Here is a 26,508-nt window from a genome sequence, read left to right as displayed (position 1 = left end):
ATATTGTTTTTTTTAATAAATGCCGCAAAATAATTACCCTCTGCATTTGGTGCTGGGATTTGTCTTTAAGAAGTAGGAGTTCTTATGTCCAAGAGTGGGTTTGGTCAAATGTATCGTCGGCTTTCGAGTAAACTACTTGACCTCGTGGTAACACCACATGTTCTTGGGGAAGTTCCTACTGAACCAGTATCAGAAACAACAGAAACAGAAGCAAAGACTGAGCGCCAAAAAGTGGTTTGCTATGTCTTGCAAAACCATTCTAGAAGCAATGCTTTAGTGGTTGATGGGGAAACGCGTCGTTTAAATTTAAAACCTGCGTTAGATCCATTAGTTGTTGGCGCTCATCAGGAAAAAGCATCAGTTTTATTTTTACAGCACAATGATGAAAATAATTTACTGAATCCGCCTCCTCATGCTTTTCCACCACGCTTAATAAAATTGATTGAAGTTTTACAAGAAAATCCTGAACTTGATATAGAACTTGTTCCGGTTACAGTTTTATGGGGCCGTTCGCCAGATAAAGAAGATTCTTGGTTTAAATTATTATTTTCCGACACATGGGCAACGCCAAGCACAGTTAAGCAGTTGGTTAATATTGGTTTGCATGGTCGTCAATCTTATTTAGAGTTTCATGAACCGCAATCGCTACGTGAATTGGTTGAATATGCCCAGCAGCATTATCCAAATCTTTCACCAGCAACTTATATTGTAAGTACGTTAAATGATTATTTAGACCGTCAGCGTGAAGTGGTGCTAGGTCCCGATTTATCGGATCGCCGTAATGTCATGCAGTCAGTCGTAAAATCTCGTGATGTTCAAGAGGCAATCCGCCGTGAAAGTATTCGCGGAAAAGTGAGCATGCTTGAAGCGGAACGCCGTGCGATTGGTTATGTGAATGAAATCGTATCGGATTATTCACATTCAGCAGTGCGCTTTGCTGACCTTGCCTTAACGCGCTTATGGACTCAGCTTTATGACGGCGTAGAAGTACATAACTTTAGTACAGTTCGTGAGCTGGCAAAAGACTATGAAGTTGTCTACACACCTTGCCACCGCAGTCACATTGATTATTTATTATTGTCATATGTGATCTATAAACGTGGATTGATGGTTCCGTATATTGCTGCGGGTGATAACTTAAACTTACCATTTGTTGGGCAGCTTTTACGTGGAGGCGGTGCATTCTTTATTCGCCGTTCTTTCCGCGGTAATGGTCTATACACCACTGTATTTAAAGAATACTTATATAGCATCTTGTCACGTAATACCCCACTTGAATACTTTATTGAAGGTGGACGTTCACGTACAGGACGCCTATTACCGCCTAAAACCGGTATGCTTGCCATGACAGTTCACAGCCATTTACGTGGCCGTGCTAAACCAATCGTTTTCTTACCAACTTATATTGGTTATGAACGACTCATGGAAGGCTCTACTTACGTAGGTGAAATGCAAGGTAAGCCAAAAGAAGCCGAATCTATTTTTGGTATTGTGAAAACCTTACGAAAAATTGAACGTATCTTTGGTAAAGTCCACGTAAACTTTGGTGAACCTGTTTTCCTTGATGATCTGCTTAAGCAACATAATGCAGAAAACGTTTACATCGAGAAAAATGACGACCCAATCCCTCAAGCTGTTTCAGATGCGGTAAATAGCTCTGCACACGCAATTTTAGAAAATATTAACCGAGCGGTGGTCATTAACCCTGTCTCTTTACTTTCTATTATTTTGCTTGCAACGCCAAAGCATACGCTTGATGAAGAAATCTGTATTAAGCAACTTGAAGCTTATCGTAACTTGGCATCAAACTTCCCATATGACCAACGTATGGAAGTAACGCCACTTTCTGGTAAAGAAATTATTGCGTATGGTTTAAAGCTTAAACTTATCAAACGAGTTCAGCATGCGCTTGGCGATATTATTGCGATTGAAGATAATCAAGCCGTTCTTTTGACTTACTTCCGCAATAACATTTTGCACGCCTTTGTTTTACCATCATTGGTGGCTTCACTTGTTGAACATAATGGAAAGATCAGTCGTTCAGATTTAACCAATGTCATCTATACGCTCTATCCATTCTTGAAAGCTGAGTTATTCCTTAAATGGAAGAGTAGCGAGCTTAAGGCACAAATTGAGCAATATGCTGATGCGTTAGTTCAATCAAACCTTATCCAACAAGACGATGAAGGTAACCTGATTAGCTCTGCACCAAATACAGAAGAACATAATCAGCTTGTTGTTTTAGCTACTCCTGTTAAGCAAAGTCTTGAGCGTTACTACATGACGCTTGCGCTCATTACTCAACGCGGTTCGGGGAATATTTCTGCGAAACAAGTTGAAGAGTTAAGTCATCTACTCGGACAACGTTTGTCTGTCCTCTATGAATTTAATTCGCCAGAGTTCTTCGATAAAGCTTTATTCCAAAGCTTCTTAAAAGTACTTACACAGCAAAATTACATTCGTACTAACGATCAAGGCCAAATTGAGTTTGATGATAACTTCCGTCAAATGGCTGCTGGTGCACAGTTGGTGCTTGATGAAGTAACCTTGCAAATGTTACAGCACATCACCACCTTTACCGACGAAGAGTTAAAAGATGCTCTTGAAGCAATGGCATCTCAACAAGCTAAACGTCGCTTAAAACGTAAAAAAGCTTAAAGTCTCCAAACAAAATAAAAGGCAACTTCGGTTGCCTTTTATTTTATTAACGAATTGGGCATTCAAAATAACGTGGATCATCCATGCACCGCAGACGCTTCATAAGTTGAACAAAATAAGCATCGTAGTAACCTGAAAGGACGTACTGATTACGTATTTTGGCAACCATTACATCATAACTTTGTTTTTCATAAAAAGAGACATCCACCCAATAATAAGCAGGTAAATGATTTTCCCATTGTGTCGCACGGTTAGTCAGCAATTGGCTATTCTGAACAAACCATCCCCGAATTTTTCGGCCAAAATTAGCAGGATAAGCTTGCGGTTTAATAATTAAATTGACCCCAAAATATGCCAAAGGAAAATTGATAACTTGAGTATCTTGTCCAAATTCTTTTTGTAAGTTATATGGCAATAAGCCATACACAGGAGCAGGAACAATATCGATTTTATTTTGCTTAAACTGCACAATCGCGTTAGATAAATCAACATAAACTGGCCGAGCACCTACACTTCGTACCAATGCTTGTTGCGGTGGATTATTGGGTAACACACCAATACGTTGATTTCTTAATTGAGCGACTCTAGAAAGTTTCTTATTTTTTAAAACCATGTAAGCAGTTCCAATAGGAATCATTCCTACAGCTTCATAGTCCTTAGAAACCAGTCTTTTCTCAATTGTAGGGTGATTTAAAAGCTGCAAGAAGCTTTTGGCTGTACGATTATTAGGAATTAGTCCTATACCCGCGGTACTCCCCATAAACTGGTTATAACGATAAGTATTGAAATTGGATGCAGCTAGACCAGAACATTTCCCATCATCAAAAGCTTGTATCGCCTGCTGTTCTTTTTGATAGGTAACTACTTTAAATTTGACTTGATATTGCTGGGCATATAGCCGAATGTCATTTAAACGGCGAGTAATATCCCCTTGGGACCCAATAGGATCATATGCACACCACACCTGATCCTCAGCCCAACTCGCAACAGCTAATACGCTCAAAATCAGAGCTAAACAAATTTTTTTCACTTTCAACCTTTTTATCTTTATCGGCAATTTGACTGCCTCATCAGGTATTTCTGTTCTTATTTAAAGTTTAATCAAAATTTTATTTAGTACCATGAACATTTAAACATAATAAATAGTCATTAAAGCAAATTGGATGCTCTAACTGAAAACCCGTTGCTGGCAAATATTTCGCATAAATTCTTTTACCTGAAATTTGGCTTGATTCCAAAGTTAACTCTGGCAATCCTAATTGTTTTTGAAACCAGACTATAACTTCATGTAATGGTAATGGCTGGTTATTCGTCACAATATAGCTCGCTTGATGAGTTTCGTAGTCAGCCATAAAAGCTAAAAATCTTGCTAAATCATCAATATGTATTCGATTGCTATAATGTATGTTTGGATAATTTTGATTATTTTCAGCCATTTTCTTTAAACGGGCAACAGAAGTTCCATAAATACCAGTAGGGCGAATAATTACAGATTGGGCTGGATAATGTTTCTGCCAGAGTAGCTCCATATTACGTAATATATGGCCTTGTTCATCACTTGGATGAATTTCACTAAAATCATCAATGATCTCCCCCGCATTTTCACCATAAACTCGCGTCGACGAAACAACGATTATTTTTTTTACCGGATGTATTTTTAATGCTTCTCGAATCGGTTCAATACTATCTACATAAGTATGCTGGTAGCCCTCAACCGTACTCTCGTTTGGAGAAAGTAAAATATACACGATATCTACAGGTTCAATTTGACTCAAATCAAGCGAAAAAATATCTTGGACAAGATGTGTTGCGTAACTATCCGTTTTTACACTACGGCTGATTGTGGTAATTTGATGTTCTTTCTCAAATAGTTGTTTAGCAACACGCTGAGATGTTTTACCATAACCGATAAATAATATATGCATAGAAAACTCGTTGAGGGGACATGACTTCAGTCCATCAGTTACAAGGCGTTGGATCGGCTTCAGCAGCCCTGCTCGAAAAACTAAATATTTTTACCACAGATGATTTACTGTTTCATCTGCCACGTGATTATGAAGACCGAAGTACGATTATTCCAATGAATCAACTTGTGGTTGGACGGAGCTATTTGCTAGAAGGTGAAGTCAAATCAATTGACTTCCCTCCGGGAAAAAGAAAATCCATGGCAGCTTTGGTGCAAGATGAATTTGGTAAAGTCACCTTACGCTTTTATCATATTTATAAAAACCTGACTGACAAAATAAAACCTGGTCATCGCTTACGTATTTTTGGTGAAGTTCGTGTAGGTGCTCGCGGCCTTGAGATGTATCATCCTGAAATTCAGCTCATTCATGAACATACACCTCTACCAAAAACTCAGCTGACAGCAATTTATCCAAGTACGGATGGGCTGACTCAGCCTAAATTACGCGAATACGTTAAACAAGCTTTAAAGCATCACAGTGATGCCCTACCAGAGTTACTTCCAAAACAATATACCAATGGCTATGCGCTGAAAGAGGCTTTGTATTACATTCATGAGCCTCCGGTTGATGCCAATATGCTCCAATTGGCCCAAGGATCTCATCCTGCGCAGCAACGGCTTATTTTTGAAGAACTGGTTGCACATCAAATTAGTTTACTTAATCGCCGTGCTTATATTCGTCAAATTGCATCACCTGCTTTTTCAAGCAGCAAAATATTAGCTAAAAAGCTATTAGAAGCTTTACCTTTTCAAATGACCAATGCACAAAAACGTGTATCTAAAGAAATTTTAAATGACTTAAAACAGCACCAACCTATGCTACGCCTAGTGCAAGGTGACGTAGGTGCTGGAAAGACCTTAGTTGCTGCTGTGGCCGCGTGCCATGCTTTAGAAGCCGATTGGCAGGTTGCATTAATGGCTCCTACTGAAATTCTGGCAGAACAGCATTATTTGAATTTTAAACGTTGGTTTGAACCATTAGGCATTACAGTTGCCTGGTTGTCTGGTAAACAAAAAGGTAAAGCCCGCGCTCAAGCAGAACAACAAATTAAAGAAGGTCACGCAGAACTTATTGTGGGTACTCATGCCTTATTTCAAGACAATGTTGGTTTTGCTAAATTAGGACTCGTAATTATTGATGAACAACATCGCTTTGGTGTAGATCAGCGTTTAGCTCTACGTAATAAAGGTGCTGAGCAGTTCACCCCACATCAACTCGTCATGACGGCCACTCCCATTCCAAGAACTCTAGCAATGAGTGCATATGGTGATTTGGACACGTCAATTATTGATGAGTTACCTCCGGGCCGTACTCCAATTCAAACGGTTACCATTCCTCTTGATCGTCGAGAAGAAGTACTGCAACGTATTGCTTCAAATTGCAGAGATGGAAAACAGGCGTATTGGGTATGCACACTAGTTGAGCAGTCTGAGACTTTAGATGCTCAAGCAGCAGAAGCCACCTATCAGGAAATGAAAGAACGCTTTCCTGAACTCAACATTGGCTTGGTGCATGGCAAAATGAAAGCTGACGAAAAGCAAGCTGTTATGCAAGCATTTAAAAATAATGAATTACAACTTCTTATCGCAACAACAGTTATTGAAGTTGGAGTCGATGTTCCTAACTCCTCTATTATGGTGATTGAAAATGCTGAGCGTTTGGGCCTTTCTCAGTTACATCAATTACGTGGTCGTGTAGGTCGAGGCGCTCAAGCCAGCTTTTGTGTACTTCTATATAAAACGCCTCTTTCACAAAATGGGCAAGAGAGACTTTCTATTTTAAGAGAAAGTAATGATGGCTTTGTGATTGCAGAAAAAGATCTAGAGTTACGCGGACCGGGTGAATTACTAGGGACTAAACAAACTGGCGATATGGGATTTAGAGTTGCTCGGTTAGAGCGAGATGATCACTTACTGAGTCAAGCTCACTATGTAGCACAGCAAGTTTTAAAAGATTATCCAGAACAGGCAGATGCTCTATTAAAGCGCTGGCTTCCTGAGGCACCTCGCTACGCCTATGTTTAGTTTTTTAAACGTCCAACATCTTATTCAACTATTTTCACCTTGCTCATTGTGCGAGTTAGGGGTGCGAGAAAAATATTCACTTTGTAAAGACTGTTGGGAACAGCTGCCTTGGCTTAAACAAACGATTCAACGTAATAATCAATCTGTGCTTGTGGCCTGTGACTATGCTTATCCAGTTAACCGAATTATTCAGCAGTTTAAATATGAACAAAAATTACATTATCAAATCTTATTAGGGGAAATTTTAAAACAATTAAAATTTCCTAAAGTACAAGCTATTGTACCCATGCCTATTTCCAATCAACGTTTAATTGAACGTGGTTTTAATCAGTCATTATTACTTGCCAATATTTTAAGCAAACACTTAAAAATACCTGTTTGGCAACCAATTCAACGTTTAAACGAACATTCTCAAAAAGGTCTTTCTCGACTAGAACGTTTTGAAAATATAGAACAACAATTTGTACCTCATCATAAAGAGAAACGACGTTATCGCCGTGTTCTCATTATTGATGACGTAATAACCACAGGAAGCTCTATTCATGCGCTCAGTCAAGCCCTTAAACAATTAGGCTGTACATCTATTCACATGGCTTGCCTAGCGGCAACACTAAAGAATTAGGCTATTGCACTATAGATAAATACTCTTCACACCAAGGAATGACAATTTCTTTGGTTAATGGTGCAAGTTGAGTTTCCGAATCATTTAAATCTATCCACTTCATTTCTGCAATTTCAGCTGCAATTTTAGGTGCTTGATCGAGCTGAACTAGATATAAATGGCTTACTAAAATATGATCTGGCTCATTGGCAGCTGCAGTTTCGAAATGGCCAATAAATTGCTCAATCACACAAGAGCTACCTACTTCCTCTAAAATTTCTCGCTGCATGGTGATCTCTGGTGCCTCATTGGGTTCCAGCTTGCCACCTACTTGCATAAAAGCTTGAGTATTTTGCTTTCTTACGAGCAATAACTGATTTTGCTCATTTAAGATCACTGCGGCAGCGACCGTGATTGTTTTCACCTATTTAACCTCGTTTATGGTTGAACATCTGCATTTGTCCATTTTGGAGCAGGAGCCTGATATTGCTCAAACTGTTGAAGAATATCTTCAATGTTGTCTGATGCGATCAATTTATCAACGAACCGTGCTTGGCTAAATCCATTATCTACTGTTCCTTGGATCATTTTAAGTAAATCTTCATAAAAACCCGCTACATTTAAGAAAGCACATGGCTTTTGATGAATCCCTAATTGCGCCCAAGTCCATTGTTCAAAGATTTCTTCCAATGTACCTGCGCCACCCGGCAAAGCAATAAAGCCATCTGAAAGATCCGCCATTTTAGTTTTACGCTCATGCATATTTTCGACCACATATAATCTGGTTAAGCCCGGATGAGCTAACTCACGATCGACTAAAGCACGAGGGATCACGCCAATGACTTGTCCACCTGCTTGTAAGGCACTATCGGCAACGACACCCATTAGACCTGAGCGACCACCACCATAAACCAAGGTCTTACCTTGTTTTGCAATAGCCTCGCCTGTAGCTTGGGCAATTTGTTGGAAAATTGGGTTTGAACCAAGAGATGAACCACAGAAAATACAAATTGATTTCATAGTGTAAAAAAACCGTTTTATTGAACTGTCATGCTGACAAACTAAACTATCGATAGAGTTTTTTTTTGCAAAATAGCGTATTGGCAAGTGTTTTTCGGCAAATCCTTGTCTAAAATACACCCATCCATTTCCATCAGACTGCGTGAGGAAAAAAGACACATGCTTGAAGCCTTTTATGCCACAGAACGCGGAAGTCTGGAAGATGCCACCATCAATGGTGGATTTGATCTACATCCCGAATTAGTCTGGCTTGATCTTATTGCACCCTCACAAGAAGAGCAACAATGGGTATTAGATGCCTATGACCAAAACTTACCAACACTAAAGTCGCTTGAAGATATTTCATCCTCTGCCCGATTTTACCGTGATGATGACGGTATTTTGCATATCAGTACTTATTTTTTAACGAAAAATAAAAATTATCAGGTAGATGGTGACGCAGAAGACTCATCACACATTTTAGCAATGGTGCAAACGGTCGCTTTCATTTTACATAAGGACCGCCTGTTCACGATGCGCGGGGAAAAGTTAGTTGCTTTTCGCGCCTTTCGTGCACGTGCTCGTCGAAATGACTATGACATGGACTATAAAGATCCTACATGGATTTTATTGGGCCTTCTTGAAGCAAAACTCGATGAGCTTGCGGATATCTTAGAAGATATCCACAAAGATTTAGAAAAATACTCCACAGAGGTTCTAAATAACCACCAACGTGAAAAAATTCTAGATCTTGATGACATGATTACACGCCTTGCTCAACAAGAAGATATGCTAGGAAAAGCTCAGCTCTGTCTCATTGATTTACGACGTGTGCTCACATTCTTATCGCGTCCGCGAGCATTAGGCAGTCACATCTATGATGCCGACATTCGAGAACTAAGTGAGGATGTGCGCTCACTGGTAGAACATGATGCCTTCTTATTCCAAAAAGTACGATTCTTACTTGATACGACTTCCGGATTCATTAATACCGAACAGAATGACACGATTCGTCGATTCTCGATCTTGCCAAGCATGTTAGCTCCACCTATGCTCATTGCCAGTATTTATGGCATGAACACAGATGTATTACCTTTTGCGCATGGCACGACTAGCTTCTTCGTTGTATTACTCATTATCATGGGTTTCTTTATTGGTCCAATTATTTACTTCCGCTGGAAAAAATGGATTTAAGCTTTGTAATAAAATGCTAATTTCAAGCATAAAAAAGCACCTAAATATAGGTGCTTTTTTATATCTTAAACATCAGATCAGATGCAGATCTTCCTGCAAATGGCAAGCTTGAATGATCTTCAGCATTTTCTCGGGTACATTTTTAAAATGCAAACCAGTATTTTTTGGAGTTTCTCGTAACCATTGAACTAAAACAGCCAATGCCAAGGTACTACCATGCTCAAGCTCAGTTAAGTCTACCACTAGAGGGAAGCTTTGCTGCTTCTTTATGATAGCCAAACCTGCTTGATACTGTTGTTCCGCATTTTCAAAATCAATTTTTCCCGAAACAACCAATTGTTGGTTGAGATACTGAACCACTCGTCACCTACTTATTTCTGTTTGTTTTGATTAACAGCTGCGTCTGCATCAGGTTGGAACGTTGCAATTGCTTTATTTAAATCACCGCCATTGCGTTTCACTGTTGCAGCAAACTGATTACGGAACTGTAATCCTAAATCAATACCAGAAACATTGATATTACGGATTTTCCACTGAGTACCTTTGTCAGCTAACTGGAAAGAGACAGGAATTTTTTCACCATTGTGATTAAAGTCCAATGTCACTACAGGGTTTTTACCCGCAGTTGCCTTGTAAGGACGCATGGTATAGCTTTGATTCGTATATTTAGCAAATGCACTGCCGTAATTTTCAATTAATGTATTACGGAAATTCGTTTCAAACTGAGCACGTTGTGCAGCTGTACTATACTGATTCGTCGCATAAGTACCCATCACAATACGAGTGAACGCTTGTGAATCTACATACGGGTCTAAATTCTGACGTACAATCGTTTTTACCAACGCAGGATTGCTTTGTAATTTTGCATGATCTGCTTTTAAACGAGCGATCAAGCCATCAGCAACACGCTTAATAAAATCAGGTGGTGCTTCTGAAGGCGCAGCAAATGCTGTACCTGCAATCATCGTAGACAAAAGACTTGCTGTCAGGGTTTGTTTAAACAACGTATTCACCTGGAACTACTCCTTCAAATAATCTTTTACTCAACAAATGATGTTTGTGCACTATCATTATTAGTGCTTGCAGGAGTACCTGCATCTGTTGAGGCTGAACCAGCGGCAACTTTACCTGCACCACCGCCAGTAATAAATTTACTAATTAAATCTTCTAAATCCATGGTTCCTTGAGTATTTGAAATCACATCGCCACGTTTAAGATAGTTTAAGCCACCACCCGGAACGACTTTCAAATATTTCTCACCCAACAAACCATTCGTTGCTACCATTATATAAGCATCTTCATCAATACTTGTGATGGAGTTCATGTTACTGGTCAGTTGCTGTTCCATTGCTTTTTGTTGCTCTGGAGAAGCTTGCGTGTAGTCAGAACTATAACGGAGTTCATCTAAAGCATTTTTTTGAACTTCTTTTAGCTGTTCAGCATTAAAACTTGTCAACTTCCCATCTAAATCAAATGTTACGGTAGCTAAACGCGTAACTGGATCAAGAGTAATTGAATCAACACGACCAATTGTGACACCGCTCATCGTTACTTTAGCACGAGGCTTTAAACCATTGACGTTATCAAACTGAGCCTTCATGGTATAACTATCATTTAAGTTGGTACCCACAAGGCCACTAACTTTCATGGCTAAAAAGAACAGGGCAATACCGAAGATAATAACAAAGATACCTACGGCCAGCTCACTACTACGTGATTTCATTAAATCCCTCCGAACATGACCGCAGTCAACACGAAATCAAAACCTAAAACACATAATGAAGAATATACAACTGTTCTCGTCATTGCAGTTGCGATTCCTTCTGGAGTCGGATCACACGCATATCCTTGATATACCGCAATCCATGTACATAACAAAGCAAACACAATACTTTTGATAATGCCATTTACGACATCATGCCCAAATTGCACGTTGTTTTGCATTCCGCTCCAGAATGAGCCTTCATCGACGCCAAGAAAATCGACACCTACCATTTTGCCACCCACAATACCAATCGCAGCAAAAATGACAGTTAGCATGGGTAAACTGACCACTCCCGCCCAAAGACGTGGTGATACGATTTGTTTTAATGGGTCAACCCCAATCATTTCCATGCTGGCAAGTTGTTCACTTTGCTTCATTGAACCAATTTCTGCTGTTAATGCAGAACCTGCTCGACCAGCAAATAATAAAGCAGCAACTACTGGTGCCAATTCACGCAGCAATGTTAAAGACACCATAGTACCTAGCATTGATTCACTGCCGACGTTCACTAAAATTGAATATCCTTGCAAACCAAGTACCAAACCAATGAATAGGCCAGACACAGTAATAATTAACAAAGACATCACCCCTACCCGATGCATTTGGTAAATAAATCGCCCAAAACCACCAGATGAAGGAAAAGAAAAAATAATTTGTAAGAGCATTAGTGCCGCAACACCAATCCCTCGAATCCGCTCAATAACGAGTCTACCTAACCAGGCAATCGTATTCATGGACGAACCTCGTTATCTAAATAGGCTTGATGACTAAATTGGTATTCAACTGGTCCTTCTGCCGAACCTGTTAAGAATTGGCGCACAAATGGAGAAGCATATGCCTGTAACTCTTCTGGCGTTCCTTCCCCTTGAATTTTCCCTTCTGCTACAACGTAAATGTAATCAGCAATAGAAAGGATTTCAGGAACGTCATGCGAAACAATAATTGTGGTTAAATCTAAAGCTTCTCGCAATGAACGAATTAAACGTGTCAACACACCTTTTACAATCGGATCTTGCCCCGCAAAAGGTTCATCGTACATGATTAAATCAGGGTCAAGCGCGATTGCGCGTGCTAAAGCGACACGACGATTCATACCACCTGAAAGTTCTGTTGGCATTAACTGTTCAGAACCACGCAAACCTACCGATTCAAGTTTTAATGCAACCAGTTCAGCAATTAGATTTTCAGGAAGCTTGGTGTGGGCTCGAATTGGAAATGCCACATTTTCATAGACGGACATATCCGTAAATAAAGCACCGCTCTGGAATAACATTCCCATACGTGCGCGGGCTGAAAAAAGTTCCTGACGAGACATTTTGGCAATATCTTTACCGTCGAGCAAAACTTCGCCCTGATCAGGAACTAACTGTCCACCGATCAGACGTAATAATGTTGTTTTACCTGTACCAGAAGGTCCCATAATGGCCGTAATCTGGCCTCGACGTATATTTAAACTAATATTGTCATAAATGACGCGTTCCCCTCGATTAAAACTCAAATTTTTCACTTCAATAAGTGGTTGAGCCGAGAGAGGAGTTTTATTATTCATAATGGCAATCGTTCCTGCACTTTTATGCACGCATACTATAACACTGAAAATTAGCAAACTTGTTGTTATTTTGACACAAGCAAAGCTAACTTATTTGATCGAAATAGAAGAGGTATGTTCGTAAAAAGAAGTTAATTCAGAAATTTGAAACTGCTCAATAGAAGTCCCAGTTATAAAAGCATAGGCAAAATAAACCCCATTACACAAAACGAGTGCAATAAAAAGATAAGGCAAACCGTGCTGAACCAATAAGTTCTTCAACTGCGCCATTATTGTTTCTTTTCGTTTAATTTGACTCATTATTTAATAAAAAATTGAACTAATTCACACTTTGTTATTTTATAACAAAACTGAAAAATAAGAAAGGCCAGTATAAATACTGGCCTTTCTTTAAATAAATTCTTGATTAACGGTCGAATTTACGACGCGGTTTATCATCAAAACTACGACGTGGACGATCTTCACCACCGAAGCTACGTTTTGGACGATCTTCGCCACCAAACGCTGGACGCTCACCACGTGGTTTATCATCAAAGCTACGACGTGGTTTATCGTTGAAGCCACCTTCGCGACGTGGACGATCTGAGTTGAACTCACGACGTGGACGATCTTCGCCACCAAATGATGGACGTTCGCCACGAGGTTTATCATCAAAGCTACGACGTGGACGATCTTCACCACCGAAACTACGTTTTGGACGATCACCAAAACCATTTTCACGACGCGGTTTGTAATCTACACGGTTACCACGGTTGTCATCATTTGAGTCAAAACGCGGTTTATCGTTGAAACCACCTTCACGACGCGGACGATCTGAGTTGAACTCACGACGTGGACGATCTTCAAAACCACCTTCACGACGTGGGCGATCTGAATTGAACTCGCGACGTGGACGATCTTCACCACCGAATGGGCGTTCACCACGTGGTTTGTCATCGAAGCTACGACGTGAACGGTCATCACGACCACCTTCACGGCGTTTGAAGTTGCTTTCGCCTTCAAAGCGACGACCACCGCCAAAACCGCCACCACGACGACCATCACGACCACCGTTGCCGCCACGACCACGACCACCGCCATCACGACCTGAACGAGCAGGAGGTGGAGATGGCTCTAAGCCTTCAATTTCAGAAACACTTAAACGTGCATCTAAATAGTCTTCAAGCGCACGGATTTTACCGCGTTCACGATAAGTCGCTAAAGTAATTGCTTGACCTGTACGACCAGCACGACCTGTACGACCAATACGGTGTACATAGTCTTCGTGTTTCATTGGTAAACCGAAGTTAATTACGTGAGAAATTGTCGGTACGTCAAGACCACGTGCAGCAACGTCTGTTGCTACCAAGATTTTTGCACGACCTTCACGAATACTACGTAAACGACGGTTACGAACTGTTTGTGGCATTGCACCGTGAAGTGCAACTACAGAGTGACCTGCTTCTGCAAGTTCTTCAGCCAACATATCTGTATCTTCTTGAGTACTCGCGAATACAACCGCTTGATCAAGAGTTTCATCAGCCAACCAGTGAGTCAGAAGTTTCTTCTTATGTTCGAAACCGTCTGTCCAGTGTAAAGTTTGGGTGATGTCAGTGTTTGTGCTGTGACCTGTTTCAATTGCAATACGCTCAGGCTCATTCATCATGCGCTCAGCAAGACGAATAATACGGTCAGCGAAAGTTGCAGAGAACATTAATGTTTGACGACGGTTACCAGCTAAATCACTGATCGCTTCTAAATCTTCTGAGAAGCCGAGGTCTAACATACGGTCAGCTTCGTCAACGATTAAAGCTTCAACTTTATCTAACTTTAATTGACGACGGTTAACTAAGTCTAATAAACGACCAGGAGTCGCAACGATAACTTGCGCACCTTTAAGCTGTTGGATTTGTTTACCAAAAGGCATACCACCCATGATTGCAGCAATACGAACACCTTTCATGTGACGTACAAAAGCAATCGCATCTTGGCTAACTTGTTGAGCCAATTCACGTGTTGGGCATAAAACTAAAATGTTAGGTTGGGTCACAGCTTTCATGCGTTCTTTGAACGGAACAAAAGTTTCTTGACCAGCTAAATTATGTAATGTCGGTAATAAAAATGCCGCAGTTTTACCAGAACCAGTCTGGCTAGATACTAGAAGGTCTTTTCCTTCTAAAGCTGCAGGAATAGATTGTTCTTGCACAGGAGTCGGGGTAGTAAAACCTAAACCTTCAAGCGCTTGTTGTAAGGTTTCATGCAAAGAAAATTCGGCAAAAGTTTTGCTCATAGAGAGTTTCACCCTAGTGGGTGCTCCATTTTTAATAAATACAAAATAGACATCGGCACAAAGCGGCAAAGCAAAGTTAGCTGAAACGTTTTTTCAGCAGCAATCCGAGTAACGACGATGTGGACTAAACGCACGCTTGATTACGGCCGAACCTGAAGAATCGCTGAGCGATCGGGGCGCAAGAAATGGTCCTCTCTATGGACAGCGTGCGCTTACAATGAATAGAACAGAATGTTCAGGTAATGAACGGAAATTTAAGTGCGTGGGCGGATTATAGCAGAAAGAAATTAAAAGTCATGTGTTTTAATCAACTTTCTTCATATTTATTGAACTCCGTAATATTTACCTATGGCTTAAAAAAATAAAACCCTCTGATAAAAGAGGGTTTTATTTATAAATAATTAAATTATTTTGCAGCTTGAGCCCAAGCTGGAACTACAGTTTGCATTAAAGGTTTTAGCATTTTGAGTGAACTTGCAAGCACTTGACCATTTTCAAGAGATTCATTACCACCGCGTGCATCAACCACTACACCGCCTGCTTCTTTAATAATAAGCTCACCAGCAGCGATATCCCATGGTTTTAAACCAAGCTCAAAGAAACCATCAAAACGACCAGCAGCAACATATGCTAAATCTAGGGCAGCTGAACCACCACGACGAATTTGTGCGCCTGCTTGAGTAACAGCTAATAATGAAGCAAAGTGTTGTTCTGCATAAGATACGATCTCACCAGCACGTTTAGCACGGTAAGGATGGCCTACTGCCAAGAATGTATTTTCTAAAGTATCTTTTACATTTACACGAATACGGCGTTGGTTCATCACCGCGCCGCGACCGCGACTTGCAGAGAATAATTCGTCACGTACTGGGTCGTAGATTACGCCGTGCTGAGTAACGCCTTTATGCTGAACTGCAATAGAAATACAGAAATGAGGGAAACCATTAATAAAGTTTTGCGTGCCATCAAGTGGGTCGATTACCCAGCACCAGTCTGCATCGTGGCCTTTGCCTTCTTGCAAACCGAACTCTTCACCTAAGAAGCTATGGTTTTTATAACTTTTACGTAATGTATCAATCGTCAATTGTTCCAAATAACGATCTACACGTGTTACCGGGCCATCAATGCCTTTCTCTTCAACTTGCAAATCGAGTTTATGACGATTTTGATGCGCTTTTAAAAGCTCTTGACCAACTGTTTGAGCCGCACGCGCAGCCATAACCACCATAGGTTCCATTGAACACCCACTACAATACAAATTTGAAGATTTTGACAAAGAATAATGCATAAAAGCGCATACATTTTAGCAAATGAATGCGCTTTAGGGGAAAAAATGTTTCAAAAATTTTATTAAAGGCTTAAACCACCTGATTTAGCTTAAGCCAAGCTCGCTCAATCGAGCTCAAAATACCTTTAGCATCTAACCCACAATCTTGTAGCATTTGACCGTGTGACGCCTGTTGTAAGAACAAATCTGGCAGACCTAAATTAATAATAGGCTTCACAATTTGTTCTTGTGCCATGAACTCATTTACCGCACTGCCCGCACCACCCATAATTGCATGTTCTTCAACAGTGACAAATAAATGTGTGTGTTCAGCCAACTCACGAATAATTTTTTCATCAAGTGGTTTCACAAAACGCATATTTACAACGCGCACACCGACATCGTGTTTTTGTGCAAATTGCTCAGCAGCTTCTATGGCAACCATAACACGGCTACCAAATGCCAAAATCGTAATCTGCTCATCACAAGCAGGTTTAATTTCAGCAACGATTTCGGCTTTACCTAATTCAATAGCAGTTAACTCTTGCTGAATTTCAACCCCTACCCCTGCACCACGTGGGTAACGTACTGCCGCTGGACCATTATAGGCATAGGCAGTATGTAGCATTTGACGACATTCATTTTCATCTTTTGGTGCCATGATGACCATGTTTGGGACTGTACGCATGTATGCATAATCATATGCACCTGCATGAGTTGGACCATCTTCACCCACCAAACCAGCACGGTCAATACCGAAAGTTACATCAAGATTTTGTAATGCAACATCATGAATAAGTTGGTCATAACCACGCTGTAAGAATGTTGAATAGATTGCAACAACCGGTTTTAACCCTTCACACGCCATCCCTGCTGCAAGTGTTACTGCATGCTGTTCAGCAATTGCAACATCGAAGAAGCGCTTTGGAAATTCTTTAGCAAACTTAACCATGCCTGAGCCTTCGCACATAGCTGGAGTAATCGCTAATAAACGTTCATCTTGTGCAGCTTCGTCACACAACCATTGACCAAATACATCTGAATATTTTGGCGGTGTTTTACCCGCTGAAGTCGCATTAACTTTACTAATTGCATGGTAGGTAATTGGGTCAGCTTCTGCCGGGGTAAAGCCCTTACCTTTTTTAGTATAAACGTGGACTAAGCGTGGACCTTTACGTTTTTTTAATGCATTAAATACTTGAACAAGTTGATTTACATCATGCCCATCGAAAGGACCGAAGTAATCGAAACCAATAGCTTTAAATAAATTATCGGCCGCATCTGTTGCCGATTGATGTAAACGAGAGTTGTACGTCCATTTCGGATGTGGCTGTACATACGCCTCACCATGTTCATCGACATTGACTAAATGGCCTTTTTCCCAAATTGCAGCTAAATGCTTAGCAAAGCCACCTGTGCTACAAGAAATCGACATGTCATTGTCATTAAGTACAACAATTAAATCAGCGTCATGTGCGACAGCATCGTTCATGGCTTCAAATGCCATACCTGCCGTCATTGCACCATCACCAACAATACATACCACATCACATGGGTCGTTTTGATAGCGACGCGCTAAAGACATTCCTAAACCTGCTGAAATCGCAGTGGATGAATGCCCTACACCAAAGGTATCAAAAACTGATTCTTCTCTAGCTGGAAATGCTGCTAAACCGTTTTTAGCACGGATGGTTGTCATTTGCTCACGACGACCAGTCAGGACTTTGTGCGGATACGCCTGATGTCCTACATCCCAAACTAATCGGTCATTTGGAGTATTAAAGCAATAATGCAGCGCAACCGTCAGCTCAACCACGCCGAGGTTAGCACCGAAATGGCCACCACTCTGGCCTGCTGCATATAAAATATATTGACGCAACTCATCAGCCACTTGAACCAATTGGCTATGCTCGAGCTGACGTAATTGTTGAGGATGATCAATTGCATCTAACAATGGCGTAACAGGGCGTTGAGTTGGAATTTCGGTATACAACATATGTGGCAAAGCCTTTATAAGCCTGGCAAATCCTAAGCTGGGTCAAAATGGGTCGATCATACAATCGAATGAAGTCACCTTCAATCAGCCACATTTGCGAACGAGGTCATGCAAAGCAGTCTCTCATACAGTATGGGTATGGTTGGCAGATTATCCTGAATAATCTGACTATTTATCAACTATTATCGTCTTCTTTATACAAAAAAGAAAACCTTAGTGCTCAAAATGATTATGACAATTCGACCAATCTCCCAGCATTACGCTATACTTTAAACCGTTTTCGGTTAAAAGATGAGTTAATCTGTGCCTATAGAGTTCATTGCAACATCAAAACTCCCGACCGCTTTTGGTGAATTCAATATTTCTGTGTTTCAAGATCCGGTATCAGGGGAAGAACATGTGGCACTTTCTAAAGGGTTAGAAAATCCACCCACAGGCCCTGTTTTAGTACGTGTTCATTCAGAATGCTTAACAGGTGATGCTTTTGCGTCATTAAAATGTGACTGCGGCCCTCAATTACAGGCAACTCAAAAGCTCATCAACGAAGCAGGTCAAGGCGTTATTTTATATTTACGCCAAGAAGGCCGTGGTATTGGGCTCACAAATAAAATTCGTGCCTATGCCTTGCAAGATCAAGGGCATGACACGGTAGATGCAAATTTACTTTTAAATTTACCCGCCGATGCACGCCGTTACGACATGTGCAGCATTATGCTCGATCACTTAAAAGTAAAAGAAGTTAAGTTAATTACTAACAATCCTTTGAAAATTCAGGCACTCAAGGACCAAGGTATTAATGTGGTTGGTCGTGTTCCATTAACCGTTGGACGTAACCCCTTTAATGAACAATATTTAAAAACTAAACGTGAACGGATGGATCATCTTTATCAAAAAGATGATTTCTAAAAAATTAGAAATTTAAAAATAATTAAAAGGGATTTTTAAGACATTTCTTAAAAATCCCTTACTTTTTTTATGGTTTTGTGTTTTGATGTATCTATCTCCTATCTCAATCATCTTTGAGGGTCACTATGCAGCATCCGACTTCAACAGATATTCAACGTGTCCGCGAATTTCTCCTCGATTTACAAGCCCGTATATGTGCTGGTTTAGAACAACAAGAAAAAGCTGGGGGCGGTACGAGTGAATTTATTATTGATGATTGGGAACGTCCAGAAGGTGGTGGTGGCCGTTCACGAGTTTTGCAAAATGGCACCGTGATTGAAAAAGGTGGTGTGATGTTTTCTCACATCAATATTAGTAAACTGCCCGCTTCTGCTACAGAAAGACACCCTCAAATTGCTGGTGCTAAAGCTCAAGCGCTTGGTGTGTCATTGGTGATTCATCCTAAAAACCCCAATATTCCAACTTCTCATGCCAATGTACGTTTATTCGTTGCGGAACGTGAAGGTCAAGATCCGATTTGGTGGTTTGGTGGTGGTTTTGACTTAACACCGTTCTATCCAGATGAACAAGATGTTATCGATTGGCATCAAGCCGCATACGATCTATGTCAACCTTTTGGAGACAATGTCTACACTGAACATAAAAAATGGTGTGATGACTACTTCTATTTAAAACATCGTGATGAACAGCGCGGTGTCGGTGGTTTATTCTTTGATGATTTAAATTGCTGGGATTTCGAAACCTGCTTTAAATATATCCAAGCTGTAGGCAATGGTTATTTAAATGCCATTCTACCAATTTTTGAAAAACACCGTGAACAGCCTTACACCGAAGCTCAAAGAGAGTTCCAGCTCTACCGTCGTGGTAGATATGTCGAATATAACTTAGTCTACGACCGCGGAACATTATTTGGCTTACAAACAGGTGGACGTATCGAATCTATTTTAGTCAGCCTTCCTAACCTTGCAGGTTGGTCGTATCGTCCAGAATGGGATGAAGATTCACCAGAGAAACGTTTAACTGACTATTACCTAAAACCACGTGACTGGTTAAATCTAAAAGAAAAAGTCGCTTAATTTTTTGCTTTTTGGAGATTCTTTGGCTTCCACCCTAGAGAATCTCCTTTTTTATTTTCAATTTTCTGAACCTCATTCAAATATTTTTTCTTATTCTAATTTGGCTTATAGTGAGGCCTACTGAAAATTCAGTACAGACTTTATCTGCCTCATGCCATTTTAAAATTTTGGATATAAGAATGACCAAACAGTTTGCAGTAATTGGCAACCCAATCGAACAATCACGCTCTCCTGAATTGCATCATGCTTTCGCTCAAAAAACTGGTGTTGACCTAGACTACCAAAAACGTCTTGCACCTCTTGATGGTTTTGAATCGAGTATGCGTAGTTTCTTTGAAAATGGCGGAAGTGGCATGAATGTTACCGTACCATTTAAAGAACAGGCTTTTGCTTTGTGTGATGTGCTGACTGAACGTGCTCAAATTGCCAAAGCCGTAAATACACTATGGATGGAAAATGGCAAATTGCATGGTGACAATACAGATGGCCAAGGCTTAGTTGCCGCAATTCAAGCTTTAGATTGGAAGCTAGAAAATACTACTATTTTAATTTTAGGGGCTGGTGGTGCAACTCGTGGGGTTATTTACCCGCTTGTGCAGGCTGGCGCTAAAAAGATTGTGATTGCAAACCGGACGCTTGCTCGCGCTGAACAACTTGTAGACGACTTAAAAACAGCAGTCCCGCAAGCTCAATTACAAGCAATTTCTCTAAATGAGTTAGAAGGGAAATTTGATATTGTCATTAATGCAACTTCTGCAAGTTTGTCTGGTGATGCTTTACAACTACCGGAAAATTTAGACTTCAAATATGCCTATGAAATGGCTTATGGCAAGCCATCTAGCTTTCTTGATCAAGCTAAACAACGCAACGTACCTTATGCAGAAGGTTTTGGCATGCTAGTCGGTCAAGCTATTGAAGCCTTTTATATCTGGAACGGCGTAAAACCAGAATTAAAAGATTTTCTATAAATCAAAAAAAAGAACCTACATCAGTAGGTTCTTTTTAGGCTCATCTTTTATTTTTTCGCTGTAACCATCTGCTTATAAACTTTTCGGAAAATCTCATAATCAATAAATTCGTTATGTTCAGGTTTTAAATTCTGAATTGTTTTTTCCGTAAGTTGCTGTTTACGTGCAGCGACATAGACCTTACCTAAAATATCTGCCGTTTGTGACAACAATTGTTTTTCTTCAGCAGAAGCACCATTTTGTTGTTCAAATTCTAATTGATACTGTTTTGAGAAAAGCTGCTCTGGTTGCTTATATTGTTTCTGTAGCTTTTGCCATGCTTCACGCCCAGCTTCACCTTGTATTGTTGTGATTACAATATGGTCCACAGCTCGACCTAAGTCATTATCAAATTGATCTTCTTGCTCAAGATGATGCTTTTTCTGTAATGTCTCGATACGTTCTAAAGCTTTACCTTGAGGATTATAAGTTTCTTCTTCAGAGAACCAGTAAGCATAAACCTCGGCAATTTCTTGTAACTGTTGAACTGAGTAATAATTAATATATGACGGTTTTCCAGCAGTCAATTTTGCAATAAAAACAGCCTTATACGTTTTGTCATAAGCATGCGTTGCATCATAAGTTTGGTTAGCCAACAGTGCTAGACTTGAATCTAAATCTTGTACATCGCTATGTGGGCCAACTGGATGTTCAGAAACATCACTCTGTCCAAGTTTTTCACTAAACCCTTTTATGAAGTTTTCAAATAAAGAACCTTTGCTTGCTTCTGCAACTGATTTCGCTTGTTTAAGTTGCTGCTGATTAATTGAGGTCGCTTTACCATAATTTAAAATTTGCATATCTGCTTTAATATTAAAGCGATGATTAAATTCAGATGGTGTATAGGCAATATCATAATCTGCGTTGACTAAACGGCCTTTTTCATCCAACCCTACATCAACCGTAATTGGATTTTTTTGTTTTGGTAAAGCTTGTTCAATTTCTGCCTTATGTTTGATCCATAGTGCTTTAAATGCTTCATCGTCAACAAACTGGTTTTGATCATAAGCAGCGAAAGTTTGTTTTAGAGCAGCTCGATGCGCTTTAACCTGAGTTTTTTCAGTATTTACAGCGCTCTGGTCAAGCACATCAATACCGTAAATTTGACAGTAATTGATATCGCCTAAGGCAACTGGTTTTTTTAGAGACTGTAATTCAACACACTGGTCTTGTGTAAGTGAAGCTACTTCTTCATCTTGTGTGACTTCTTCAGCATCTGCTACAGCAACATCTTCGGCTTGAGCTGAATCAGAAGCTTCCTCGGCTGCTGCAACATCTTGAGCTGCATTGGCTTGATCTTCACTATCTTCCTCAGAAGCCAATGTATTGCCAAAATGAGCATTAATAAGTGAATAAAGTTGCTGGCTAACTGCGGCTGCATCTTCAGAAGAAACTTTTTGCCCCTCAGCATTACCCTCTTTACTCTTCGCTTCCGAAGCAGCTAAATCAGTTGCTATAGTTTCGGCAATCTTTTCTTCATCAAAACCGAAAACATTTTTTTGCAGATATTTTTCATTGACCTGCCCATAGAGTTCCGATTGCAGCAACAAAGCTTCAACCGTATCTTTTAAACGAATTTTCTCTACAATACCCGCTTTACGCTCAGCGTCACTAACCGATAAACGCTGTAAATTTTGTGGTTCGGCCAAACGATATGATACCGCACCAGAAGCTTTCGCATATTCAACGAATTTCTTCATATCCACGTTTGTAAACAGGTTTTTATATTTTGAAAAATCGACATACGCCAAGTTATTTTGATTATCTTTATTGACCAGATAAGGCATTAATCCGAAATAATTGACGTAAAATTTATAATCCTTCAGATCCAGTACCATTGGCAATTTTGCCTGTACCAAAAGCGTCGGTTTTTCATATCTTGCCGTGAGATTTAAAGACCCCATTTTTTGACGATAATGAACTGAACCATCGTAGCTAAATTGAAGATCATTTAATAAATTAATTAATACGGCGTTTATTTTTTCTGAGCGTGATTCACCAGATACACCTAAATCCGCTTGCTCATTTGCAATTGCGGCATAAAGCGCCTGCTTCTGTTTTTTATTCAAATTAATTTTTTGTTCACGTAAATATTGATCTACTTTTTTTTGCACTACAGCATCTAACTGTACTGTTTTTTCATCATTATTTATTTTCTTTGACTGATTTGAATCAACATTAATTTTAAAATGCCCGCGATAGTCATAGCTTGGGTATTCATACATTGCATTCATACCCTGAATGACTTTTTGATCTAACTGAGTAGATGCTACTGATGGACGTAGGTTATGCTGCGCACAAGCGGTCAAACCCAAACTAAATAAACATAAACTGAGATATTTTAAATGCATAACCTTTTTTAAAACCTTATTGCTTTATCTTTTTAGCGAATCTTGCTAAAAATAAAAAAATAGTTGTTTTTTCACATAAAAGTATAAGTCCTGAATGTAGCAGAAAATATAATTTCAGGTGTATTTATTTTCGACAAAATTCGCTTTTCTGACATTTCTTTCGGATGTCATTATCATTGTATTTTTATCATGTGAGTGAATAATCAAATCATCGATTCAGATAATCCCACAATGATTCAAAATTAGGATTAAAGCCATGCCAGCATATAAAGCTCCGCTACACGATATCCGCTTCTTAATGAATGAAGTATTAGATTACCCTGCTCACTATAAAACTTTATCAAATGGTGAAAATGCAGATCCAGATACAGTTGATATGATTCTTGAAGGTGCGGCAGATTATTGTGAAAACGTATTGTCGCCACTTAACCAATCTGGTGATGAGGAAGGTTGCCATTTTGACAACGGCGAAGTAACTACTCCTAAAAGCTTTAAAGAAGCTTATGACCAATTTGTAATGGGCGGTTGGCAAGGTCTTTCTTATCCAGAAGAATTTGGTGGTCAAGGCCTTCCAATGTCTTTAAATCTGATTAAATCAGAGATGATGGGTACTGCAAACTGGTCATTTACCATGTATCCAGGTTTAAGTTCTGGTTGTATGAACACTATTTTGCAATTCGGTACTGATGAGCAAAAACAAACCTATATGCCTAAGCTGGTTGAAGGAACTTGGAGCGGCACAATGTGCTTAACCGAACCTCAATGTGGTACAGACTTAGGTCAGGTAAAAACTAAAGCTGAACCTCAAGCAGATGGTACTTATAAAATTACTGGTACGAAAATCTTCATTTCTGCCGGTGAACATGACCTAACTGAAAATATCATTCATATCGTACTTGCACGCCTTCCAGATGCACCGGCTGGTACTCGCGGTATATCATTATTCATCGTACCAAAATTCATCCCTACAGCTGATAATGGTGTTGGTGAACGTAACACAGTTACTTGTGGTTCAATCGAACATAAAATGGGGATCCGTGCGTCTGCAACTGCGGTACTCAACTTTGATAATGCCACTGGTTATTTAATCGGTGAAGTTAACAAGGGCCTACATGCAATGTTTACCTTCATGAATACAGCACGTATTGGTACTGCTGTTCAAGGTATTGCACACGCTGAGTTATCTTTCCAAGGTGCATTACCATATGCCAAAGATCGTATGTCAATGCGTGCGCTTTCTGGTAAAAAAGATCCAGATAAAGTTGCTGATGCAATCATTCACCATGCAGACGTACGTCGTATGCTGTTAACTCAAAAAGCAATCGCTGAAGGCGGTCGCTCAATGATTTACTATGCTGCTCAAATCGCTGACAAAATGACAGATGCTTTAGCACGTGGTGACCAAGCTGCTTACGAAGACTATGATGATAAACTTGGTTTCTATACGCCGATTTTAAAAGGTTTCTTAACTGAACTTGGTTTAGAAGCTGCTAACCACGGTATGCAAGTTTACGGCGGCCATGGCTACATTAAAGAATGGGGTATGGAGCAAATCGCGCGTGATGCACGTATTGCGACTTTGTATGAAGGAACAACTGGCGTTCAAGCACTCGACTTGATCGGTCGTAAAGTGTTGTTAAGTTCAAAAGGTAAAGTGGTTCGTGAATACACTGCTGAAATCTTAAAATTCTGTGCTGCACATGCACGTAATAAGTATTTACGCCGTTTTGCTTGGGACTTAACTAAGCTTTGTGCTCAGTGGAACACTTTAACCGTTCGTATCATGCTTGCTGCACGTAAAGACCGCGACATCGTATCTTCTGCTTCTGTAGATTTCTTGATGTTCTCAGGCTACGTCATGATGGCTTATTTCTGGGCTCAACAAGCTGTGGTGGCTTCTGAGAAATTAGAAGCGGGTAATGGCCAAGAAACTGCTGAATTCTATAAAGCAAAAATCAAAGTTGCTGATTTCTACTTCGACCGTTTATTGCCACGTGCTCAAGGCCATGCAGAATCGATGGTGACTACATCTCGTACATTAACCTCATTACCAGTTGAACACTTTAGCTTTGACTACTAATGATTTTTAATTAGTAAAATGAAAAAGAGCGCAATTTATATTGCGCTCTTTTTATATCAAACGGTTATCTATTCTTTAGTCAAAACATACGCCCGATTTGGAACAAAATAATTTTGCTCTAAAAATTCACGATTTTTTCCATAGTCACTATAAAGTAATTTTTCTAAATTCGTGACCAATCTTTTATTTGCATCCAGATTAAAATAAAAATTAACTTTAGATAAGGGACATTGAATCGTTAACTCATGCTCTTTTTCATCTACTTTCCAATTTAGAGTAGGACACAACTGATTTACAGCGGCACTTTTAGCCCCATCTTTACTTCCTACACGACCAAAATGGACAACATTCCAATAAGCCGACCCATTTGGTAATAAATTTAAAATGTACTCCGCTTCACCCGATTCACAATCAGCAAAAGCATCTTCACATGAAATACGAGTGTGATATCGCCCGACATATTGCAATGAAGCTGCGTTTAATTTTTGGGTTTGATCTGAGGTATCTTCAGGTAAGAAAGTTCGACCAGCAACATAATCTAATGTTTTTATAGATGCGCTACTTTTTATTAAATTTTCTTCATGATTAGAATTAGAGCTTGCAGTAGAGTGATCTTTTGAGTTGGTATGGTTTATATCGCAAGCACTTAGCGTCATGCACATTGCAGCCACTACAACCAAATGCTTAACTGAAAACCTAGACCACTTCAAAGACATATACATTATTCACAGATAACAGCAACAGCTACGTTTATACTCAATTCAGGCACTAGCTGATTGCTGCTTTAAACCTTTAAGCC

General features: G+C 39.8%; 23 protein-coding genes. 8 read left to right on the top strand and 15 right to left on the bottom strand.

Annotated elements, in window-relative coordinates:
• Positions 1 to 84: 84 nt before the first annotated feature.
• Positions 85 to 2,658: a glycerol-3-phosphate 1-O-acyltransferase PlsB gene (gene plsB, locus F931_RS20080; protein WP_016142967.1), complete on the top strand. Its 2,574-nt coding sequence runs from the start codon at positions 85 to 87 to the stop codon at positions 2,656 to 2,658.
• 46 nt (positions 2,659 to 2,704) lie between these two features.
• Here the strand turns inward: plsB and F931_RS20075 are convergent, their stop codons facing one another.
• Together F931_RS20075 and F931_RS20070 are read right to left on the bottom strand one after the other, a co-directional pair.
• Positions 2,705 to 3,688, bottom strand: a complete 984-nt coding sequence (locus F931_RS20075; RefSeq protein WP_016142966.1) for a putative solute-binding protein — start codon at positions 3,686 to 3,688, stop codon at positions 2,705 to 2,707.
• Between the two features lie 79 nt (positions 3,689 to 3,767).
• Positions 3,768 to 4,583 (bottom strand): Rossmann-fold NAD(P)-binding domain-containing protein, encoded by an 816-nt coding sequence (locus F931_RS20070; protein ID WP_016142965.1) that lies wholly within the window; start codon positions 4,581 to 4,583, stop codon positions 3,768 to 3,770.
• A 20-nt stretch (positions 4,584 to 4,603) separates the two neighbouring features.
• Here F931_RS20070 and recG point away from each other — a divergent pair, with 20 nt between their 5' ends.
• Positions 4,604 to 6,649, top strand: coding sequence for an ATP-dependent DNA helicase RecG (recG, locus tag F931_RS20065; protein ID WP_005067253.1), 2,046 nt, complete (start codon positions 4,604 to 4,606; stop codon positions 6,647 to 6,649).
• Entirely contained in the window at positions 6,642 to 7,271 is a 630-nt protein-coding gene (comF, locus tag F931_RS20060) for a ComF family protein (RefSeq protein ID WP_025470443.1), read from the top strand. The genes recG and comF overlap by 8 nt, the downstream gene beginning before the upstream one ends.
• Position 7,272: 1 nt before the next feature.
• Here the strand turns inward: comF and mutT are convergent, their stop codons facing one another.
• Positions 7,273 to 7,674: an NUDIX hydrolase gene (gene mutT / locus F931_RS20055; protein WP_016142963.1), complete on the bottom strand. Its 402-nt coding sequence runs from the start codon at positions 7,672 to 7,674 to the stop codon at positions 7,273 to 7,275.
• A 14-nt stretch (positions 7,675 to 7,688) separates the two neighbouring features.
• The gene (locus F931_RS0104015; protein ID WP_025470442.1) at positions 7,689 to 8,270 is read right to left on the bottom strand and encodes an LOG family protein; all 582 of its coding nucleotides are present in this window, start codon (positions 8,268 to 8,270) and stop codon (positions 7,689 to 7,691) included.
• 159 nt (positions 8,271 to 8,429) lie between these two features.
• Between F931_RS0104015 and F931_RS20050 the strand changes: the two genes are divergently transcribed.
• Positions 8,430 to 9,443, top strand: coding sequence for a magnesium and cobalt transport protein CorA (locus F931_RS20050; protein ID WP_016142961.1), 1,014 nt, complete (start codon positions 8,430 to 8,432; stop codon positions 9,441 to 9,443).
• Between the two features lie 72 nt (positions 9,444 to 9,515).
• Here F931_RS20050 and F931_RS20045 read toward each other — a convergent pair whose 3' ends face one another.
• From F931_RS20045 to dxs, 9 genes are all read right to left on the bottom strand, one after another.
• Positions 9,516 to 9,803, bottom strand: a complete 288-nt coding sequence (locus tag F931_RS20045; RefSeq protein ID WP_016142960.1) for an STAS domain-containing protein — start codon at positions 9,801 to 9,803, stop codon at positions 9,516 to 9,518.
• Positions 9,804 to 9,814: 11 nt separating this feature from the next.
• Positions 9,815 to 10,456, bottom strand: coding sequence for an MlaC/ttg2D family ABC transporter substrate-binding protein (locus F931_RS20040; RefSeq protein WP_016142959.1), 642 nt, complete (start codon positions 10,454 to 10,456; stop codon positions 9,815 to 9,817).
• 26 nt (positions 10,457 to 10,482) lie between these two features.
• The gene (locus F931_RS20035) at positions 10,483 to 11,166 is read right to left on the bottom strand and encodes an outer membrane lipid asymmetry maintenance protein MlaD (RefSeq protein ID WP_014207762.1); all 684 of its coding nucleotides are present in this window, start codon (positions 11,164 to 11,166) and stop codon (positions 10,483 to 10,485) included.
• Positions 11,166 to 11,942, bottom strand: coding sequence for a lipid asymmetry maintenance ABC transporter permease subunit MlaE (gene mlaE, locus F931_RS20030; protein ID WP_016142958.1), 777 nt, complete (start codon positions 11,940 to 11,942; stop codon positions 11,166 to 11,168). The genes F931_RS20035 and mlaE overlap by 1 nt, the downstream gene beginning before the upstream one ends.
• A complete protein-coding gene (locus F931_RS20025) occupies positions 11,939 to 12,757 on the bottom strand; it encodes an ABC transporter ATP-binding protein (protein ID WP_016142957.1) in 819 nt (272 codons plus the stop codon). The genes mlaE and F931_RS20025 overlap by 4 nt, the downstream gene beginning before the upstream one ends.
• Before the next feature lie 90 nt (positions 12,758 to 12,847).
• Positions 12,848 to 13,057, bottom strand: coding sequence for a hypothetical protein (locus F931_RS20020; protein WP_016142956.1), 210 nt, complete (start codon positions 13,055 to 13,057; stop codon positions 12,848 to 12,850).
• A 106-nt stretch (positions 13,058 to 13,163) separates the two neighbouring features.
• Positions 13,164 to 15,026, bottom strand: a complete 1,863-nt coding sequence (gene deaD / locus F931_RS20015; RefSeq protein ID WP_016142955.1) for a DEAD/DEAH box helicase — start codon at positions 15,024 to 15,026, stop codon at positions 13,164 to 13,166.
• 406 nt (positions 15,027 to 15,432) lie between these two features.
• On the bottom strand, positions 15,433 to 16,263 hold the full coding sequence (suhB, locus tag F931_RS20010) for an inositol monophosphatase family protein (RefSeq protein WP_005078362.1): 831 nt from the start codon (positions 16,261 to 16,263) through the stop codon (positions 15,433 to 15,435).
• A gap of 121 nt (positions 16,264 to 16,384) precedes the next feature.
• Positions 16,385 to 18,289 (bottom strand): 1-deoxy-D-xylulose-5-phosphate synthase, encoded by a 1,905-nt coding sequence (gene dxs, locus F931_RS20005; RefSeq protein WP_016142954.1) that lies wholly within the window; start codon positions 18,287 to 18,289, stop codon positions 16,385 to 16,387.
• A gap of 303 nt (positions 18,290 to 18,592) precedes the next feature.
• On the opposite strand from dxs, the gene ribA reads away from it, so the two are divergent.
• From ribA to aroE, 3 genes are all read left to right on the top strand, one after another.
• Positions 18,593 to 19,195 (top strand): GTP cyclohydrolase II, encoded by a 603-nt coding sequence (ribA, locus tag F931_RS20000; protein ID WP_002116908.1) that lies wholly within the window; start codon positions 18,593 to 18,595, stop codon positions 19,193 to 19,195.
• Between the two features lie 125 nt (positions 19,196 to 19,320).
• On the top strand, positions 19,321 to 20,271 hold the full coding sequence (gene hemF, locus F931_RS19995) for an oxygen-dependent coproporphyrinogen oxidase (protein ID WP_016142953.1): 951 nt from the start codon (positions 19,321 to 19,323) through the stop codon (positions 20,269 to 20,271).
• A gap of 179 nt (positions 20,272 to 20,450) precedes the next feature.
• Positions 20,451 to 21,239 (top strand): shikimate dehydrogenase, encoded by a 789-nt coding sequence (gene aroE / locus F931_RS19990; protein WP_016142952.1) that lies wholly within the window; start codon positions 20,451 to 20,453, stop codon positions 21,237 to 21,239.
• Positions 21,240 to 21,286: 47 nt separating this feature from the next.
• Here the strand turns inward: aroE and F931_RS19985 are convergent, their stop codons facing one another.
• On the bottom strand, positions 21,287 to 23,629 hold the full coding sequence (locus F931_RS19985; protein WP_016142951.1) for a hypothetical protein: 2,343 nt from the start codon (positions 23,627 to 23,629) through the stop codon (positions 21,287 to 21,289).
• Positions 23,630 to 23,885: 256 nt separating this feature from the next.
• On the opposite strand from F931_RS19985, the gene mmgC reads away from it, so the two are divergent.
• Positions 23,886 to 25,709, top strand: coding sequence for an acyl-CoA dehydrogenase C-terminal domain-containing protein (gene mmgC, locus F931_RS19980; RefSeq protein WP_016142950.1), 1,824 nt, complete (start codon positions 23,886 to 23,888; stop codon positions 25,707 to 25,709).
• A gap of 68 nt (positions 25,710 to 25,777) precedes the next feature.
• On the opposite strand, the gene F931_RS19975 is transcribed toward mmgC, so the two are convergent.
• Positions 25,778 to 26,425 carry a hypothetical protein gene (locus F931_RS19975; RefSeq protein ID WP_025470441.1) on the bottom strand — a complete coding sequence of 216 codons (648 nt, stop codon included), beginning with the start codon at positions 26,423 to 26,425 and terminating at the stop codon, positions 25,778 to 25,780.
• Positions 26,426 to 26,508 lie beyond the last annotated feature (83 nt).

Source organism: Acinetobacter pittii ANC 4050, from assembly GCF_000399685.1.
Classification (GTDB): domain Bacteria; phylum Pseudomonadota; class Gammaproteobacteria; order Pseudomonadales; family Moraxellaceae; genus Acinetobacter; species Acinetobacter pittii_E.
The sequence above is the reverse complement of the archived record's forward strand: the minus strand, read 5'-3'. Positions and strand labels throughout refer to the sequence as shown.